Source organism: Nocardioides flavescens, assembly GCF_009823805.1.
Lineage (GTDB): Bacteria > Actinomycetota > Actinomycetes > Propionibacteriales > Nocardioidaceae > Nocardioides > Nocardioides flavescens.
Map to the genome: position 1 here is coordinate 1 of NZ_WUEK01000009.1, position 17,093 is coordinate 17,093.

At 72.6% G+C, this 17,093-nt stretch carries 16 protein-coding genes; 6 read left to right on the top strand and 10 right to left on the bottom strand.

Going from position 1 to position 17,093, the window contains the following annotated elements; all coding sequences use genetic code 11:
- Nucleotides 1-135: 135 nt before the first annotated feature.
- Nucleotides 136-1,371, top strand: a complete 1,236-nt coding sequence (locus GRQ65_RS14580) for a M48 family metalloprotease (protein ID WP_160878720.1) — start codon at nucleotides 136-138, stop codon at nucleotides 1,369-1,371.
- Here GRQ65_RS14580 and GRQ65_RS24075 read toward each other — a convergent pair whose 3' ends face one another.
- The 10 genes from GRQ65_RS24075 to GRQ65_RS14630 all read right to left on the bottom strand — a co-directional run bounded on the left by GRQ65_RS24075 (nucleotide 1,372) and on the right by GRQ65_RS14630 (nucleotide 12,975).
- The gene (locus tag GRQ65_RS24075; RefSeq protein WP_237448319.1) at nucleotides 1,372-1,611 is read right to left on the bottom strand and encodes a Flp family type IVb pilin; all 240 of its coding nucleotides are present in this window, start codon (nucleotides 1,609-1,611) and stop codon (nucleotides 1,372-1,374) included.
- 6 nt (nucleotides 1,612-1,617) lie between these two features.
- Nucleotides 1,618-1,830: a Flp family type IVb pilin gene (locus tag GRQ65_RS14590; RefSeq protein ID WP_160878721.1), complete on the bottom strand. Its 213-nt coding sequence runs from the start codon at nucleotides 1,828-1,830 to the stop codon at nucleotides 1,618-1,620.
- Between the two features lie 263 nt (nucleotides 1,831-2,093).
- The gene (locus tag GRQ65_RS14595; protein WP_160878722.1) at nucleotides 2,094-2,747 is read right to left on the bottom strand and encodes a response regulator transcription factor; all 654 of its coding nucleotides are present in this window, start codon (nucleotides 2,745-2,747) and stop codon (nucleotides 2,094-2,096) included.
- A complete protein-coding gene (locus tag GRQ65_RS14600; protein ID WP_160878723.1) occupies nucleotides 2,744-4,333 on the bottom strand; it encodes a sensor histidine kinase in 1,590 nt (529 codons plus the stop codon). Before GRQ65_RS14600 ends, GRQ65_RS14595 begins: the two co-directional genes overlap by 4 nt.
- Before the next feature lie 88 nt (nucleotides 4,334-4,421).
- Nucleotides 4,422-5,339: a type II secretion system F family protein gene (locus tag GRQ65_RS14605; protein WP_160878724.1), complete on the bottom strand. Its 918-nt coding sequence runs from the start codon at nucleotides 5,337-5,339 to the stop codon at nucleotides 4,422-4,424.
- A 1-nt stretch (nucleotide 5,340) separates the two neighbouring features.
- Entirely contained in the window at nucleotides 5,341-7,260 is a 1,920-nt protein-coding gene (locus tag GRQ65_RS14610) for a type II secretion system F family protein (RefSeq protein WP_160878725.1), read from the bottom strand.
- Nucleotides 7,257-8,858: a TadA family conjugal transfer-associated ATPase gene (locus GRQ65_RS14615; RefSeq protein WP_160878726.1), complete on the bottom strand. Its 1,602-nt coding sequence runs from the start codon at nucleotides 8,856-8,858 to the stop codon at nucleotides 7,257-7,259. Before GRQ65_RS14615 ends, GRQ65_RS14610 begins: the two co-directional genes overlap by 4 nt.
- Nucleotides 8,855-10,042, bottom strand: a complete 1,188-nt coding sequence (locus GRQ65_RS14620; protein WP_160878727.1) for a CpaE/TadZ family protein — start codon at nucleotides 10,040-10,042, stop codon at nucleotides 8,855-8,857. The genes GRQ65_RS14615 and GRQ65_RS14620 overlap by 4 nt, the downstream gene beginning before the upstream one ends.
- 7 nt (nucleotides 10,043-10,049) lie before the next feature.
- A complete protein-coding gene (cpaB, locus tag GRQ65_RS14625) occupies nucleotides 10,050-10,781 on the bottom strand; it encodes a Flp pilus assembly protein CpaB (RefSeq protein WP_160878728.1) in 732 nt (243 codons plus the stop codon).
- Between the two features lie 397 nt (nucleotides 10,782-11,178).
- Nucleotides 11,179-12,975: an AMP-binding protein gene (locus tag GRQ65_RS14630; RefSeq protein WP_160878729.1), complete on the bottom strand. Its 1,797-nt coding sequence runs from the start codon at nucleotides 12,973-12,975 to the stop codon at nucleotides 11,179-11,181.
- A gap of 121 nt (nucleotides 12,976-13,096) precedes the next feature.
- Here GRQ65_RS14630 and GRQ65_RS14635 point away from each other — a divergent pair, with 121 nt between their 5' ends.
- Genes GRQ65_RS14635 through GRQ65_RS14655 form a run of 5 tightly spaced genes read left to right on the top strand, consistent with a single transcriptional unit; the run spans nucleotide 13,097 to nucleotide 17,090 of the window.
- Entirely contained in the window at nucleotides 13,097-13,534 is a 438-nt protein-coding gene (locus GRQ65_RS14635) for an SRPBCC family protein (RefSeq protein ID WP_160878730.1), read from the top strand.
- Nucleotides 13,535-13,538: 4 nt separating this feature from the next.
- Entirely contained in the window at nucleotides 13,539-14,747 is a 1,209-nt protein-coding gene (locus tag GRQ65_RS14640) for a TRC40/GET3/ArsA family transport-energizing ATPase (RefSeq protein WP_160878731.1), read from the top strand.
- On the top strand, nucleotides 14,744-15,196 hold the full coding sequence (locus GRQ65_RS14645) for a hypothetical protein (protein WP_160878732.1): 453 nt from the start codon (nucleotides 14,744-14,746) through the stop codon (nucleotides 15,194-15,196). Before GRQ65_RS14640 ends, GRQ65_RS14645 begins: the two co-directional genes overlap by 4 nt.
- Nucleotides 15,193-16,134: an ROK family glucokinase gene (locus tag GRQ65_RS14650; protein WP_160878733.1), complete on the top strand. Its 942-nt coding sequence runs from the start codon at nucleotides 15,193-15,195 to the stop codon at nucleotides 16,132-16,134. The genes GRQ65_RS14645 and GRQ65_RS14650 overlap by 4 nt, the downstream gene beginning before the upstream one ends.
- The gene (locus GRQ65_RS14655) at nucleotides 16,131-17,090 is read left to right on the top strand and encodes an ROK family protein (RefSeq protein WP_160878734.1); all 960 of its coding nucleotides are present in this window, start codon (nucleotides 16,131-16,133) and stop codon (nucleotides 17,088-17,090) included. The genes GRQ65_RS14650 and GRQ65_RS14655 overlap by 4 nt, the downstream gene beginning before the upstream one ends.
- Nucleotides 17,091-17,093: the final 3 nt, after the last annotated feature.

The window sequence follows — 17,093 nt, forward strand, 5'->3', positions numbered from 1 at the left end:
CAGATCGTGTCGTCGCACGATCTCGACCAACGTGCCTGGACATCACAGCTAGCGCGACCTCCTCAACCAGCGGTGGTGACGCCGTCTTCGACCAGCGGTGGAGGCTCGGACGCCCGCGCCTGGGAGACTGACGACGTGCGCGAGGACAGACGCACCGCGCGGGCGGTGACCGCCGTCGGGCTGGGTGCGTTCGTGGTCCTCGCGGTGCTGCTGGTGCCGTGGCACCCGGTGCCCGGAGGGGTGCCCGCCCCGGCGCCGGCGGTCGACTACTTCACGCCGGCGGATCTGCGAGCCGGCGAGGACTACGCCACCGGGGCGCGGTGGCTGTCGTGGACCTCGCTCGCCGTGTCGCTCGCCGTCGCGTCGGCACTCGGCTTCAGCCGGTCCGGGGCGCGGCTGGTGGCCCGGCTTCCGGGCCCCTGGTGGGCCCAGGTGGTCCAGGCGGTGCTGCTCCTGGCGCTGATCGGCCGGGTGGTCACATTGCCGTTCTCGGTGCTGCTGCGTCGGCGGGCACTCGAGGCCGGGCTCTCGACCCAGCCCTGGGGCGCCTACGCCGTCGACCTGGTCAAGGGCTTCGCCCTCGACGCGGGCGTCACCGCACTGGCCGTCGTGCTGCTCGTCGGGCTGGCCCGGCGGCTGCCGCGGGTGTGGCCGGCCGTGGCCGGGGGGCTGCTGGCGGCGCTCGTCATGGGCGGGTCGTTCCTCTACCCGCTGCTGGTCGAGCCGCTGTTCAACGACTTCACCCCGTTGCCCGACGGGGAGCTGCGCTCACAGGTGCTGGCGCTCGCGGACACCGAGGGGGTGCGGGTCGGCGAGGTGCTGGTCGCGGACGCCTCGCGACGCACGACCACGCTGAACGCCTACGTGTCGGGTTTCGGCTCGTCCCGTCGGGTCGTCGTCTACGACAACCTCGTGGCCGGGTCCTCGGGCGTGCAGCAGCGGGAGGTGCTGGCGGTGGTGGCGCACGAGCTGGCCCACGCGCGGCACGACGACGTGCTCACGGGTTCGCTGCTCGGTGCGGCCGGTGCCCTGGCCGGCGTCGGGCTGCTGGCGCTGCTCGCCGGGGGGCGCGGGGGAGTGGCGGACCCCCGACGGGCGCCGCGCCTGCTCGCGCTCCTCGCTCTGGCGACGCTGCTCGTCTCGCCGGTGGAGAACGGCATCAGTCGCCAGCTGGAGACCCGGGCCGACGTCGACGCCCTGCGCGCGACCGGTGACCCGGCCGGCTTCGTGGCCCTGCAGCAGGACCTGGCGCGCCGGTCGCTGGCCGACCTGACGCCGCCGGCGTGGTCGCAGTGGTGGTTCGGCAGCCACCCGACGACGATGGTGCGGATCGCGATCGCCCGGCAGGTCGAGGACCCGGACCCGGGCTGATCAGTTGCAGGAGCCGATGGACTGGTCCTCGGCGATCGTCTCGCAGCTGTCGTCGAACATCGACCCGATGGCGCCGCCGAAGGCCATGATCACCACGACGACGACTGCGGCGATCCCCGAGACGAGCAGGCCGTACTCCACGGCGGACGCGCCGTCCTCGGCCCGGGAGCACGGACGCCGGCCGCGAGAGAACTCTCCCGGCCGGCGTGCGCGGTGGGACACGGTGAACGCGTCGTGCACGTGGTGCTACTCGCAGGTCGTTCCCGTGCTGGCGTTGCTGGCGATGGTCGAGCAGGTGTCGCTGAAGACGCCCTTGATGGTGCCGCCGAAGGCGAACACGACGACGACGACGAGGGCGGCGATGCCGGCGATGAGCAGGCCGTACTCGACGGCGGAGGCGCCACGCTCGTCCATCCGAGCCTTCTGCGCGGCGAGCATGATGCGGAGGTAGTCGATCACTGGGTTTCTCCTTGCGTGGTCCCAAGAGGCGGGGCCGGTCGTACCCCGGTAGGAGCAATCCTTCGCCGGTCGGTCACCCCTGTACGACGAATCAGTCAGGTCCGACCGGCAGGCCGGCGACGTAGTCATTTCGGGCCATGGGGCGCTCCGACGGACGGGGGCCCTCCGAAGGGTGAGGGCTCATCGGACGGCGACGACGAACGCCCGCGCCGCCCCGGAGCAGGGCGACGCGGGCGTCGGGAGACGTACGGCGGGAGGACGGCTCAGGAGTCGACGGGCCGCACCGAGGAGAGCAGGCCGATCCGCATGGCGGTGACGAGGGCCTGGGCGCGGTTGGAGGCGCCGAGCTTCTGGTAGATGCGGGCGATGTGGCTCTTCGCCGTCGACTCGGAGAGGTAGAGCTTCTCGCCGATCGCGGCGGCGCCGAGACCGTCGGCGAGCAGCAGCAGCACCTCGTGCTCGCGGTCGGACAGGCGCGTGGACTCGGCAGCCGAGCGCCGCATCATCGCGCCGACCAGGCCGGTGCACACGAACGAGCGCGGGGAGACCGCGGCGTGGCGGGCCGCGCGCACGACCTCGCCCGAGGGCGCGTCCTTGCCGACGAAGCCGGAGGCGCCGGCCTGCATCGCGGCGAAGATCTGGTCGTCGCCGGAGTGCATGGTCAGCACCACGAGGCCGGTGGTGTTGCTGACCTTGCGGATGCTGCGCACGATGTCGAGCCCGGTGCCGTCCTGCAGCTGCAGGTCGGCGACGACGACGTCGGGGCGCAGCTCGTCGTACTTCTTGAGGGCCTCGACGACCGAGCCGGCCTGGGCGACGATGGTCATGTCCTCCTCGAGCTCGAACACACCGGCGAGGCCGCTGCGGATCAGCTCGTGGTCGTCGACGAGGAGGACGGTGGTGGGGGCGGCGCTCATGCGGTGACCTTTTCGTGGACGGTGTCCGTGGGGTAGTCGGACGAGGGGTTCGCGAGGAGTCGGACGGTGACCGAGAGGCCACCGGTGGGGGTCTCCCCGATGTCGAGCGTGGCGTTGATGAGCAGGGCCCGCTCCTTCATGATGTGCAGGCCGTGCGAGGTCGACCGGGCGGCCTGGAGGCCGCGGCCGTTGTCGGAGACGGTGATGAGCGCCTCCGGTGCGTGGACGACGCAGTGCACGTCGATCGCCGAGGCCTGGGCGTGGCGCACGGCGTTGTTCATCGCCTCCTGGGCGATGCGGAACAGCTCGGCCTCGACCTCGGGACGCAGCCGCTGGGTGTGCTCGTCGAGCGTCACGTGGATCGGCACGCCCGAGACCTCGGACAGGTTGCGCGCGATCGAGCCGATCGCGGTGCCGAGGCTCTCGCTCTGCCCGACGCTGGTGCGCAGGGTCACGACGCTCCGCCGGATCTCGGCGACGACGGCGGAGATGCGGTCGCGGAGCATGTCGATGCGCTCGGCCTGCTCGGGGGAGGTGATGCCGACGCGCAGGGTGTCGACGAGGTAGCCGAGTGAGGCGATGTCCTGGGCGACCCCGTCGTGCATCTCGCGGGAGAGGCGGCGCCGCTCCTCGGCGGTCGCGGCGTCGCGGAACGCAGAGAACAGCAGCGCCGTGTCGAGGTGCACCGCGCTGGGGCCGAGGCGTCGCATCAGCTTGCGGATGCGGTCCTCGACGCCGATGCGGGCCGGGTCGACGCGCGCCGAGAGGACGCCCGCGACGATGGCGGTCGTGCCGGCCTCGGTGTTGAGCGGGAAGGCGAACACGCGGTCGTGGAGCACCGGCAGCCCGACGGCCCACGCCTCGACGGCGATGTCCTCGCACTCGTCGACGTTGATCTTGGAGCCCATCGCCTTCGACACCAGGGGAGTCAGGGTGTCGCCGCGGGGGATGCTGACGACCAGCGCGGACGTCGGCAGGTCGTCGCGCACGGCGCTCAGGATCGCCCCACCGAGCGCGACCGGGTCGAGACCCGAGTCGAGACCGCCGGAGATGTCGATGAGCTTGCGGATCAGCCCCTGGGCGTAGTGGTACGGCGCCAGCGGGTCGGGCTTCTCGTTGAGCGCGGAGTGCAGGAACGTGCCGACGAGACCCAGACCCAGGCCGGTCATGCTCCAGCTGAACGCGCCGAAGCCCTGGTCGGGCTTGAGCCCGTCGAAGCTGATGTAGGAGACGAGCACGATGGTCGCGAGCTGCGCCGAGAGCGCGAGCGCGACGCCCTGCAGCGAGCGGTAGAGGCCGGCCGTGAACGGCGGCACCGCGAGGGCGCCGAGGACCGCCAGGGAGGAGTGGATGGTGAAGCCGCAGACCGCGCCCACCATCGCCGCCTCGACGGTGATGAGCACGACGACCGGGAGGCGCTGTCGCCAGTCGGCGATGGTGCTCACGCCCCAGATGACGCCGATCGTGATCAGCGCGCCGAGGGCGGCGGTGTTCTGGTCCCAGAGCACCGGGCCGAGCAGCGCGACGAGCACGAAGGCGCGCGCCGCGGCGCTGAGCCGGACGTGCTGACGCTCGCGGACCCTCATCGCGCTCGCTCCCCTCGTACGGTCGTCGGGACGGTGGTCGGGACGGTGACAGCGACGCTACCGACACCGAGGGCTGTTCTGAGAGCGTTCACCTGAACGAGTCCATGATGCTGATGGCCGCGGGGCCCATGACCGCGATGAACAGGGTGGGCAGGATGCAGAAGATCAGCGGGATCGTGATCTTGACGGGGACCTGCTGGGCCTTCTCCTCGGCGCGCTGACGGCGCTTGACGCGCATCTCGCCGGACTGCACCCGCAGGACCTGCGAGATGGGGATGCCGAAGGAGTCGGCCTGCACCATGGCGCCCACGAAGGTCTTGACGTCCGCGACGTTGGTGCGCTCACCCATCGCGCGCAGCGCATCGGCGCGACCCATGCCGATCTGCATCTCGCGCAGCAGCCGGGAGAACTCCTCGGCGATCGGTCCCTCGGTGTTGCGTGCGACCTGCTGGACGGCGGCGTCGAAGCCGAGCCCGGACTCGACGCTGATCGTGAGCAGGTCGATGGCGTCGGGCAGGCCGCGCTGGAGCTGCTCGGCCCGCTCGTAGCCCTTCTGGTAGAGGTAGAGGTTGGGCGCGAAGAACCCTGCGACCGTGATGGCGAGCACCACGAGGACCTTGGTGGTGGGGGCGCCGAGCATGAGGGAGAAGGTCAGGCCGAACACCAGGCCGACCACCGCGCCCAGGACCTTGCCGCCCAGGACGCGGTCGACGGTCCAGCCGGACGGGTTGCCGGCGAGGTCGAGCTTGCGACGGATCCGGTCGGAGGTGTCGGCCCCGGAGAGTCGGCGACCGATCCGCGTGGCGCGCTCCTGCAGCGGGACGAGCACCCGGTCGCTGAAGGACCGGTCGAGCTCGCCCGTGAGCTCCTTCGGTGCGCTGGTCATCGCCTCGAGGACCGCGAGCGACCGCGTCACCCCGGTCTCGGAGCTGGAGCTGAGGGCGGAGCCGAGGATCAGGACGGCCAGGACGAGGAGGCCGACGCCGAGCACGAACAGCAGGGTCACCTCACACCTCCACCTTGACCAGTCGGCTCATCCAGAAGACTCCGACCCCGAGGATGGTCGCGGCACCGAGCAGCATGGCCCACCCGAGGGGCTCTTGGAACATGACGATCACGTAGTCGTAGTTCGTCATCAAAAGGTAGAGCATGAAGAGCGGCGGAAGGCCGCCCAACACCCAGGCCGACAGCTTCCCTTCGGCCGCGAGGGCGTTGACCTGGCGCCGCATGTACTCCCGCTCGCGCATGGTCGCGGCGACGTTGTCCAGCAGCTCGGCGAGGTTGCCGCCGACCTGCCGCTGGATCTTGATGGCCATGACGACCCACGCGAAGTCCTTGCTCTCGAACCGCTCCGCCACCCCCTCGAGCGCGTCCTCGAGCGTCACGCCGAGCCGGGTCTCGACGAGCACCCGGCGGAACGCCGAGGCGATCGGCTCGACGCCCTCGCGGACGATCGTGTCCACGGACTGGCTGAGGGAGAGTCCGGCGGCCAGCGAGCCCGACATCAGCTGCAGCGTCTCGGGCAGTCCGGCGTCGAAGGCCTTGCGGCGCCGGCTGCGCCGCAGGCCGAGGTAGACCCACGGTCCGACCAGGCCGAGCACCAGGAAGACGAGTCCGAGCGCGAGGTTGCCGCCACCGAGCAGCAGGCCCACCAGCCCGGAGACGAAGAAGAGGGCGCCGTGGACGAGCAGCCACTCCGAGGAGGTGAGCTCGCTGCCGGCCGCTTCGAGGCGGGTGCTGATCCGGGCGTCGAGGTCGCGGTTGCGCCGCAGGACCTCAGCAGCGGTGTGCTTCGCGGAGGCGAAGGTGACGTCGGTGTCGAGGCGGGCGCTCGGTGCGGTCTCGGCGCCGCCCGCGCTCTGGCTCTCGGTGTACGCCGTCACGCGCTGCGCGGGGCTGGTGCGGGTGCGCCCGGTCGGGACGAGGGCCACGGCGGCGAGCACGAGCCCGACGGCGAGCGCCGCGGAGCCGGCGTACAGCGACCACGGGGGAGGCGACCAGCCGGACGCCGGTGCGGCGACCGGCGTGACCGGGAGCGGCTGGAGGGAGGCGAACGCCTCGGCGGTCAGCGTGCCGGTGGAGGTGGGCAGCGTGACCGCGACGGTGCCCTGGTCGGCGGTCGCGCCGCTGGGGAGGGTCGCGGTCACCAGCACCTGGCGCGCCAGCACCTGGGCCTCGGCGGCCAGCGCGGCCTGGAGCGCCGCGGGGTCGGCCGGGACCACGCGGCCCTGCCCGGCGGCGGCGATCTCCTGCAGTGCGGAGTCCCCGCCCAGGCTCTGGTCGAGCGCGACCACGTCGGTGAGGACGCCGGCGCCGCGGATGGCGCCGGTCGCGGCGTCGAGGGGGGTGTCGCTCGTGTCGGCACCGTCGGAGAGCACGAGCAGGCTGCGCTGGCCCTCGGTGCCGGCGTCGTCGACCGCCTCGACGATGCCGTCGTAGAGGCGCGTCTGGCGGGTGAGCTCGAGGCCGCCCAGCACGCCGCGGGCGGCGTCGCGGTCCTGGGTGGGGGCGAGCTGGGTGGTGACGTCCCCGGCGAACGTCACGATGCCGACGTAGACGTCGGCCGGCACCGCGCTGATGAACTCCTGGGCGGCGATCTTGGCGGCCTTGAAGCGCCCGCCCCGCATCGAGCGGCTGGTGTCGACGGCGAGCACGGCGGTGCGGCGCACGAGCGTGCTGCCGTCGGCGGGCTGCGCCTGGGCCTCGGCGGCCTTGCCGTCGACGCTCACGGTGACCCCGCCCAGGTCGACCTCGGTGTCGGCGGGCACCGAGACGAGGACGCTCACGGCCCCCTCGGTCGACTCCACGTGCGCCACGACGGCGTCGTCGGCCGCGTGGGCCGCCCCCGGCGCGAGCAGCGGACCGCCGGCCGCCGCGGCCAGGGCGGCCACGGCGCCCACCAGTGCCGCTCGACGGCGCGCGCTCACCGGCCGTGCTCCGGGACGAAGACGAGCGGGTCGACCGTGACGTTGGAGTAGGCCATCTTCTCGAGGAACTTGGGCCGCAGACCGGTGCCGGCGAGCCGGCCCAGCACGCGTCCCTCGGCGTCGAAGCCGCGGGAGCCGTCCCACAGGAACACGTCCTGGAGGGTGATCACGTCGCCCTCCATCCGCTCCACCTCGGTGATGTGGGTGATGCGCCGCGATCCGTCCTTGAAGCGGGTCTGGTGCACGATCAGGTCCACCGCCGAGGCGACCTGCTCGCGGATGGCCCGCACCGGGAGGTCCATGCCCGCCATGAGCACCATCGTCTCCATGCGGGCGAGCGTGTCGCGCGGGCCGTTGGAGTGCAGGGTGCAGATGGACCCGTCGTGACCGGTGTTCATCGCCTGCAGCATGTCGAGGGCCGAGGCGTCGCGGACCTCGCCGACGATGATGCGGTCGGGTCGCATCCGCAGGCTGTTCTTGACCAGGTCGCGGATCGTCACCGCGCCCTTGCCCTCGATGTTGGCCGGTCGCGACTCCAGCCGCACCACGTGGTCCTGCTTCAGCTGCAGCTCCGCGGCGTCCTCGATCGTCACGATCCGCTCGTCGTCGGGGATGAACGACGACAAGACGTTGAGGGTCGTCGTCTTCCCCGCGCCCGTGGAGCCCGAGACGATGATGTTGAGCCTGCCCCGGACACACGCGTCGAGGAACTCCGCGGTCTTGGGGCTCAGCGAGCCGAAGCGGATGAGGTCATCGACGGTGAGCGGGTCGGCCGCGAACTTGCGGATCGTGAGCGCGGAGCCGTCCACGGCGAGCGGCGGCACGACCGCGTTGACGCGGCTGCCGTCGGGCAGACGCGCGTCGACCATCGGGCTGGACTCGTCGACGCGGCGCCCGATCCGCGACACGATCTTGTCGATCGTGCGACGCAGGTGGGCCTCGTCGGTGAAGTGCGCAGCGGCGGGGGTGAGGCGGCCACCCTTCTCCAGCCAGATGCTGGCGGGCCCGTTGACCATCACCTCGGAGACGTCCGGGTCGCGCAGGAACGGCTCGATCGGCCCGTAGCCCAGGATGTCGTCGCTGATCTCCTGCGTGACCCGGGCGCGGTCGGCGGTGCTGAGCGGGCGGTCCTGCGAGGACAAGACGTCGGAGAGGACCTTGCGCACCTCGCTGTCGAGCTCGGACTGGTCCATCTCGGCGTCGTAGAGCCGCGGGCCGATCTGCTGGAGCAGCTGCAGGTGCACGCTGCTCTTGAGCTCCTCGATCCGCTCCGTCGGCGAGGTCCCGGTGAGGCCGCGGCGCGGGGTCGGCTCGGCTGCGCTCGCCCGCGTCGCGGCGTACGACGCGGGGGAGGGTGCGGAGGTGGCGGTCGCGGCGGGTACGTCGGCACGGCGCTTGCCCGCGCTGCGCTGCACGGCCTCGACCGCGGAGACGGCGGCGGCGACGGGTGAGGTCGGGTCGGGGACGAGGTGGTCGTCGTGGGGGAGTCCCTCACCCGGCTCGGGGGCGTCGGAGACGGCCAGCGCCGCGGGCTCGAGCGGCGGCGGTGCCTCGGCCCGCGCCTGACGGGCCGCGGCGAGGCGGTCGGCGAGGCTCATGCCCGCCTCCGGCGGGAGAAGATCGAGCGGGGCTGCTCGGGCACGGGCGCAGCGACCGGCTGCAGCGTCGGGGCGCCGAGGACCTCACCGGCCAGGCGGGCCGCGAGCTGGCGGACGGCCAGGCTCATCTGGTGCTGCGGGCTGCTCACCACGACCGGCGTGCCGGCGTTCGTGGCGGCGGCGATGTCGATGGAGCTGGCGATCTGGGCGTCGACGGGCATGCCGAGGATGCCCTCGACCTTGTCGGCACTGATGCCGACCTCGTCGTCGGCGCGGTTGAGCACGAGGTGGCGGCTCTCCTTGGCGATGTGGAGGGCGTCGAAGGTCTCGACGGCGACCTTGACGTTCTTCAGCGTCGGCACGTCGAGGGTCGTGATCAGCACGACCTCGTCGGTCTCGTCGAGCGCGGTCAGGACCTGCTCGTCGAAGGACGGGGCGGTGTCGATGACGATGAAGTCGAAGGTCTCGCGCAGCGTGCGCACGATGCGCGAGATGAGCTGGGGGCTGACCCGGTCGCGGGTGTCGGGGTGCGCCGGGGCAGCGAGCACCATCAGGGAGTCCTGGTGGCGGGTCAGCAGCGAGTCGAGCATCTCGACGTCGACCGAGTCCTCAGCCCCGATCGCCTGCTCGATCGAGTGGGTGGGGAAGAGCTGCATGGTGATCGCGACGTCGCCGAAGGCCAGGTCGAGGTCGACCAGGCACACCCGCCGCGCGCCCTTCTCGGCCAGGGCGAGCGCGAGGTTGACCGAGAGCGTGGTCTTGCCGACGCCGCCCTTGGGCGAGAAGACGGAGATGACCTTGCTGACGTGCATCGCGCCCGCCGGCCCGCGCAGGGCGACGAAGAACTCCAGCGCCCGGCGCAGGGACTCCGCGAGGGCGGCGGCGTCGTGGTGCTGCACGACGTCGCGTGCCCCCGCCTTCATCGCGGCCACGAGCAACGGCCCCTCGAGCTGCTCGCGCACCAGCACCGTGCTGATCGCCGGGGCCGAGCGTCGCATCAGCTCGCAGGTGTCGACGGCCTCGCGGTCGCTGAGCGTCGGGCCGAGCAGGACGACGTACTCGTCGGAGTGCGAGCCGAGCCAGGCGTTGAGGCGGTCCACGGACTCCACGCCGTGCGAGCCGGCCGGCATCGAGGCCAGCAGCGACTCGACGACGAGCGGGTCGGGGTCGACGACGACGGGCATCAGGGCCTCACTGGAACAGACTGGCCGCGGTCACGCCGGGCCCGTCCTGGACGGCGCTCTTGTCGGTGAGCAGGGCGAAGCTGAGCTCGCCCGTGGTGGAGGCGAAGGTGACCTTCTCGACCTGGGTCTGGTCCAGCGCCAGGGTGATGAGGGTGCGGGGGAGCTGCTCGGTCGTCGACGCGCCGGTCTCGTCGGTGGTGGTGGTCGACACGGGCGTCGTCGAGCCGACCGCCAGCACCGTCACCCGGTCGAGCAGGACCCGGGTGAACGGCAGACCGGCCTCGTCGGTGCCGCTCATGAAGACCGCGACCTCGGAGCCGGGGTTGACGAAGCCGGCGACCCGGCCGGGGTCGGTGAGGTTGACCGAGGCCGCCATCATCCCGTCCGGCACCTGCAGCGCCGACTGGACGGCGGCGGTCGCGCCGAACTTGGCGGCGATGATCTGCTCGCCCGGGTAGATCGCCCCGAGGGCGATGGTGCCGGCGAGACCGCTGGTGTCGACCTGGTAGCCGTCGAGCAGGCTCTCCTGCGAGACCGGGCGCAGCGCGAGCTTGCCCGCGGCCTGGGCGTCCTCGATCGTCTCGCCGGGGTTGATGAGGGCGGTCGCCTCGAGGACCTGGACGGTGTCGAACTTCTGCGCGGCGCGGTCGTCGGCGCCCTGGGAGTAGAGGAAGACCAGCGCCGAGCCCGCGGCCGCGACCAGCACGGCCACCACGAGCAGGATCCTGCGACGGTCCATCGACCCAGACCTTTCCGACCTTCGTGGCCGACGGGTCGAAAGGCCCCGGTCAGCCCTGTCCTCCGAGGTGCCTACGGTCCAGAACTCTAGGAACCACCCGCCCCACGCGTCCGCGTTTTCACCGAACTCGACCGCTGCGGGTGAGAGCGACCGGTGGTCACGGTGGTTGAGGAAGGACGAAGTCCTGTCTCGAAGCCACGTCGTCATGGTCACGTGGTTTCGAGACGGCCGTAGCCGGCCTCCTCAACCACCGGGGAGGGTTCCGCTAGGGCCGTGGCCGGCCTCCTCAACCACCGAGGGTGGTTTCGAGACGGCCGTGGCCGGCCTCCTCAACCACCGAGGGTGGTTTCGAGACGGCCGTGGCCGGCCTTCTTCTCGACCACCGAGGGTAGAGCGCTCAGCTGTAGAGCGCGGCGACCTCGTCCTTGCTCTCGCGCATGACGACGTTGCGCTTGAGCTTGAGGCTGGGCGTGAGCTGCCCGCCCTCCTCGGTCCACTCGTCGACGAGCACGCGGAACTTGCGGATCGACTCGGCCTTGGAGACGGCCTTGTTGGCGTCGTCGACGGCGTTCTGGAGCTCGGCGAGCAGGTCGGGGTCGTCGACGAGCGAGGCGACGTCGTCGCGCTTGCCGTGGCTCTCGGCCCAGGCGGTGAGCGACTCGCGGTCGAGGGTGACCAGCGCGGCGATGAACGGCTGACCGTCGCCGACCACGATGCACTGGTCGACGAGCACGTGGGCGCGCAGCCGGTCCTCGAGGACCGCCGGGGCGACGTTCTTGCCGCCCGCGGTCACGAGAATCTCCTTCTTGCGCCCGGTGATCCGGACGAAGCCCTCGTCGTCGACCTCGCCGACGTCGCCGGAGCGGAACCACTCGCCGTCCTCGAACGCCTCGGCGGTGGCCTCCTCGGCGCGCCAGTAGCCGGCGAAGACCTGCCCGCCGCGGAACAGCAGCTCACCGTCCTCGGCGACGCGGACCGCGGTGCCGGGCAGCGGGCGACCGACGGTGCCGATCTTGATGGCGTCGGGGAGGTTGACGGTCACCGCCGCGGTGGTCTCGGTGAGGCCGTACCCCTCGAGCACGGTGACCCCGATGCCGCGGTAGAAGTGACCGAGCCGCTCACCGAGCGGCGCGCCGCCGGACACGGCGTACTGGCACTTGCCGCCGAGCGCCTCGCGCAGCTTGCCGTAGACCAGGCGGTCGAACACCGCGTGCTGCAGTCGTACGGCGAGCGACGGCTTGCCGTCGTCCTGCCCGCGCGACCAGGCGATCGCCACGTCGGCGGCCCGGTCGAAGATCGCGCCGCGGCCGTCGGCGGTGGCGCGCTGCGAGGCGGTGTTGAAGACCTTCTCGAACACCCGGGGGACCGCCAGGACGAACGTCGGGCGGAACTCCTGCAGGTCGGCGACGAGGTTCTTGATGTCGGCGCTGTGCCCCAGCCGGGTGCGCGACTTCACGCAGCCGATCTGGATGATCCGGGCGAAGACGTGGGCCAGCGGCAGGAAGAGCAGCGTCGAGGAGTCCTCGATCTCGAAGAGCCGGTCGAGCTCCGAGACGGCGACACCGAGCTCGACCATGAAGTTGGCGTGGGTCAGCATGCAGCCCTTGGGGCGCCCGGTGGTGCCGGAGGTGTAGATCAGCGTCGCGACGTCGCCGGGGCCGACGGCCGAGCGCCGCGCCTCGAGCTCGTCGTCGGCGATGTCCTGGCCGAGCGAGGTCAGGATCGCGACGGCGTTGTCGGTGAACGACCAGACGTGGTTGAGCGCGTCGAGGTCGCGGCGGACCTCGGTCACCCGGGCGACGTGCTCGGCGGTCTCGGCGACGACGGCGCGGGCGCCGGAGTCGCGCAGGATCCACGCGACCTGCTCGGCCGAGGAGGTCTCGTAGACCGGCACCGTGGCCGCGCCCGCGAACCAGATGGCGTAGTCGAGCAGGGTCCACTCGTAGCGCGTCTTGGAGACGAGGGCCACCCGGTCGCCCGCCTCGATGCCCGCGGCGATCAGCCCCTTGGCGACGGCGCGGACCTCGTCGTGGAACTCAGCGGCGGTGACGTCGCGCCAGCTGCCACCGTTCTCGGGGTCCGGGCGGCTGAAGACCACCGTCTGCGCATGGTCGCGGGCGTTGGCCACGACGTCGTCGGTGAGGTTGCCGGAGGAGGGGACCTCCGAGGTCGCCGGCGTGGAGTACTCGCGCACGAGCGCACGTTACCGCCGGGTCAGGTCAGCGGGGCGTCGGGTAGCCTCCCCAGCAGTCCCGCGCGGGTGTCCGCGCGAGGTCCCGGGCGGCAGCACGACCGCAGGACAAGAGGGGTGTCGGATGGCTGAGCAGACCACGTCGTCCATCACCGTCGACGCGCCCGCGTCGGCCGTGATGGCCGTCATCGCCGACTTCGACGCCTACCCCGAGTGGGCCAAGGGCGTCACGGTGGCCGAGACCCGCTCGACGTACGACGACGGCCGTGCCGAGCAGGTCTTCTTCGCCCTCGACGTGAGCCCGATCAAGGACGAGTACACCCTCGCCTACACCTGGGACGGAGACCGCGAGGTCACCTGGACCCTCGTCGAGGGCAAGATGCTGCGCGCCCTCGACGGCGCCTACGAGCTGCGCGAGCGTGATGGCTCGACCGAGGTGACCTACCGGCTGGCCCTGGACGTCTCGATCCCGCTGATCGGCATGCTCAAGCGCAAGGGCGAGAAGATCCTCATCGACACCGCCCTCAAGGGGCTGAAGAAGCGCGTCGAGTCGCTGCCCTGATGCTGTGACGCGCACGCTGCTCTTCACGGGCAAGGGCGGGGTGGGCAAGTCGACCGTCGCGGCCGGCACGGCCGCCCTCGCCGCGGCCGCCGGCCACCGCACGCTCGTGCTCTCCACCGACGCCGCGCACTCCCTCGCCGACGCCTTCGGGGCCCCCGCCGGCACGATCGGCTCCGAGCCGAGCGAGGTCGCGCCCCGCCTGTTCGTGCAGCAGGTCGACGCCCAGCGCCGCTTCGAGCAGTCGTGGGCCGAGATCCAGGGCTACCTCCTCTCCGTGCTCGACACGACGGGCATGGACCGGGTGAGCGCCGAGGAGCTGACGGTGGTGCCGGGCGCCGAGGAGGTCATCGCGCTCCTCGAGCTCCGCCTGCAGGTGCTCAGCGACCGTTGGGACGTGGTGGTCGTCGACTGCGCCCCGACCGCCGAGACGCTGCGGCTGCTGGCGCTGCCCGAGGCGCTGGGGTGGTACGTCGACCGCGTGCTGCCGGTGCAGCAGCGCGCGATGACGGCGCTGCGTCCGCTGCTGACCCGGGCGGCCGGCGTACCCATGCCGGGCGGGAGCGTCTTCGACGCCCTGCGGCGCCTGCACGCCGAGCTCGACGAGGTGCGGGCCCTGCTGTCGGCCCCCGAGGCCAGCGTGCGGATCGTGCTCACCCCCGAGGCGGTGGTGCTCGCAGAGGCCCGACGGGCGTACACGACGCTCTCCCTCTTCGGCTACCGCGTCGACGGGGTCGTGGCCAACCGCGTCTTCCCCGACGGTGGCGACGACCCGTGGCGGGCCGGGTGGGTCGCGGCGCAGACCGGTGTGCTCGCACAGGTGGAGGAGTCCTTCGCGGGCCTGCCGCTGTGGCGCTCGGAGTACCGCACCGGCGAGCCAGTCGGTGTCGAGGCCCTCACCGACGTCGCCCGCACGCTCTACGCCGGTGCCGACCCGCTCGCGCCCACCGGCGGGCCGGGTCCCTTCGAGGTCGTCGCCGACCCGGCGCGGCGTGGCGCGGAGCTGCGGCTGCGGCTGCCGTTCACCACCCGGGAGGAGGTCGACCTCGCCCGCACCGGTGACGAGCTCGTCGTCACCGTCGGGTCCTACCGTCGGCTGCTCACCCTGCCCCAGGGCCTCGCCCGCCTGGGTGTGACCGGCGCCAGGGTGGACGCCGACGGCGTGCTCCGGGTGTCCTTCCGGGAGGATGACCCGGTGAGCGAGCAGACCGGATGACGGGCCCGTCGGACCAGGAGCCGGACCAGGGACCGGGACCCGAGGTCGTCGGTGAGCAGGTCGGCAGCGTCGGCGAGGAGGCGGCCAAGCTGCTGGGAGTCCTGCAGGACTGGGCCAGCGGTCACGTGGGTGGACCCGACGAGGCGCGCCCGGAGGATGTGCCGGGACCGGGACGTTTTCCCACCGACGCGCCGGAGTGCCACTGGTGCCCTGTCTGCCGTACGGTGCACGCGGTCCGCACCGCCAGCCCGGAGGTCAAGGCGCAGCTCGCGACCGCCGGCCAGGCGCTGCTGCAGGCCGCGGCGGGGCTGCTCACCGCAGCCACCCAGGCGCAGCCCGGCGCGGACGCCCGGCGGTCCGGGACGGTGCAGCGCATCGACCTCGACGCCGAGCCCCAGCCCGAGCCCACGTCCGACGAGCACGACCCTCACCAGGAGGACCACCAGTGACCCTGTCCTGCGGCATCGACGTGGGTGGCACGAAGATCCTGGGTGGCGTGGTCGACGAGGACGGCTCGATCGTCGAGGAGCTGCGCGTCGAGTCGCCCGCCACCTCGGCCGAGGCCATCGAGGAGGCCATCGAGGGTCTCGTCGTCCAGCTGGCGTCGCGCCACCCCATCACCTGCGTCGGGGTGGGCGCCGCGGGGTACATCGACAAGCAGCGCGCGGTGGTGATGTTCGCGCCCAACATCGCCTGGCGCGACGTCGACCTCAAGGGCGACCTCGAGCAGCGCACCGGTCTGCCCGTCGTGGTGGAGAACGACGCCAACGCCGCCGCCTGGGGCGAGTTCCGCTACGGCGCCGGGCACGACGTCGACGACCTGCTGCTCGTCACGGTCGGCACCGGGGTCGGCGGCGGCGTCGTGCTCGACGGCTCGCTCTACCGCGGCGCGTTCGGCGTCGGCGCCGAGATCGGTCACATGCGGGTCGTGCCCGACGGCATCCTGTGCGGCTGCGGCAACCGCGGCTGCTACGAGCAGTACGCCAGCGGCAGCGCTCTGGTCCGCGAGGCGCGCGGCGCCGTGCGTGCAGGGTCCCTCCTGGCCCGGGAGCTCCTGGACCGGGCGGGCGGCGACCCCGACCGGATCACCGGTCCGCTGATCACGGAGGCGGCCCGAGCGGGCGACCCGTTCGCGGTCGAGCAGCTCGCCTCGCTGGGCCGGTGGCTCGGTGAGGGCATCGCCTCGCTGACCGCCGTGCTCGACCCGGCCGTCGTGGTCATCGGCGGCGGTGTGAGCGAGGCCGGCGACCTGCTGCTGGGTCCCGCGCGCGCGGCGTTCGGGAGCCAGCTGACCGGTCGTGGTCACCGGCCGGTGCTCGAGATCCGCAAGGCCCGCCTCGGCAACCGGGCGGGGCTCATCGGCGCCGCCGACCTCGCTCGCCGGTGAGCGGACGCGAGCCGCTCGTCGTCGGGATCGACGTCGGCGGCAGCAAGGTGCTGGCCGCCGAGATCGGTCCGGCCGGCGAGGTGCTCACGACCGCCACCCGGGTGACCCCGGGCCGTCTGGTCGAGGTCGGTCTCGTCGAGGACGCGCTCACGCTCGCCGTCGAGGACGTCGCCCAGGGCCGCCCCGTCGCGGCGGTCGGCCTGGCCGCGGCCGGGTTCGTGGACGCGGAGGGCGAGCGGGTGATGTTCGCGCCGCACCTGCCGTGGCGCGAGGAGCCGGTGCGCTCGCGGCTCGAGGAGCGCTGGGGCACCCGCGTGGTGCTCGACAACGACGCCAACTGCGCCGCCCTCGCCGAGCTCGAGCACGGTGCCGCAGCCGGAGCCCAGGACGCCGTCGTCGTCACGATGGGCACCGGCATCGGCGGCGCCGTCGTGGTCGGCGGGCAGCTGCGGCGGGGCCGCAACGGCATGGCGGGGGAGTTCGGCCACGCCCAGGTCGTGCCCGACGGCCACCCGTGCGAGTGCGGCCACCGCGGCTGCTGGGAGCAGTACTCCTCGGGCAACGCCCTCGTCCGTCTCGCCCGCGCCCGGGTCGGCCAGGAGCCGACCCTGCTCGACGACCTCTGCGGCGGCGACCCGTCGCGGCTGACGGGCCCGATGATCACCGAGGCCGCCGGCGACGGCGACCTGGTGGCGCGCCAGGCGTTCGCCTCGGTCGGGGAGTGGCTCGGCGTCGGGCTGGCCAACCTCGTCGCCGCCCTCGACCCCGAGGTCGTCGTCGTCGGCGGTGGTGTCTCGGCCGCCGGCGACCGCCTCCTCGAGCCCGCCCGCGCCGCCCTGCGGCGCGCGCTCGTCGGCGAGCCGCACCGCGTCGTACCCCCACTGCGCCGCGCGCACTTCGGTCCCGAGGCCGGGGCCGTCGGCGGTGCGCTGATGGCCCGAGCCGCGCTGGGCTGACCC

What these genes read in the sequence shown, in the direction of transcription:
- GRQ65_RS14645 (WP_160878732.1), top strand. Translation starts at nt 14,744, where the DNA reads ATGACGGGCCCGTCGGACCAGGAGCCGGACCAGGGACCGGGACCCGAG.
- GRQ65_RS14635 (WP_160878730.1), top strand. Translation starts at nt 13,097, where the DNA reads ATGGCTGAGCAGACCACGTCGTCCATCACCGTCGACGCGCCCGCGTCG.
- GRQ65_RS14620 (WP_160878727.1), bottom strand. Translation starts at nt 10,042, where the DNA reads ATGCCCGTCGTCGTCGACCCCGACCCGCTCGTCGTCGAGTCGCTGCTG.
- GRQ65_RS14600 (WP_160878723.1), bottom strand. Translation starts at nt 4,333, where the DNA reads ATGAGGGTCCGCGAGCGTCAGCACGTCCGGCTCAGCGCCGCGGCGCGC.
- cpaB (WP_160878728.1), bottom strand. Translation starts at nt 10,781, where the DNA reads ATGGACCGTCGCAGGATCCTGCTCGTGGTGGCCGTGCTGGTCGCGGCC.
- GRQ65_RS14595 (WP_160878722.1), bottom strand. Translation starts at nt 2,747, where the DNA reads ATGAGCGCCGCCCCCACCACCGTCCTCCTCGTCGACGACCACGAGCTG.
- GRQ65_RS14615 (WP_160878726.1), bottom strand. Translation starts at nt 8,858, where the DNA reads ATGAGCCTCGCCGACCGCCTCGCCGCGGCCCGTCAGGCGCGGGCCGAG.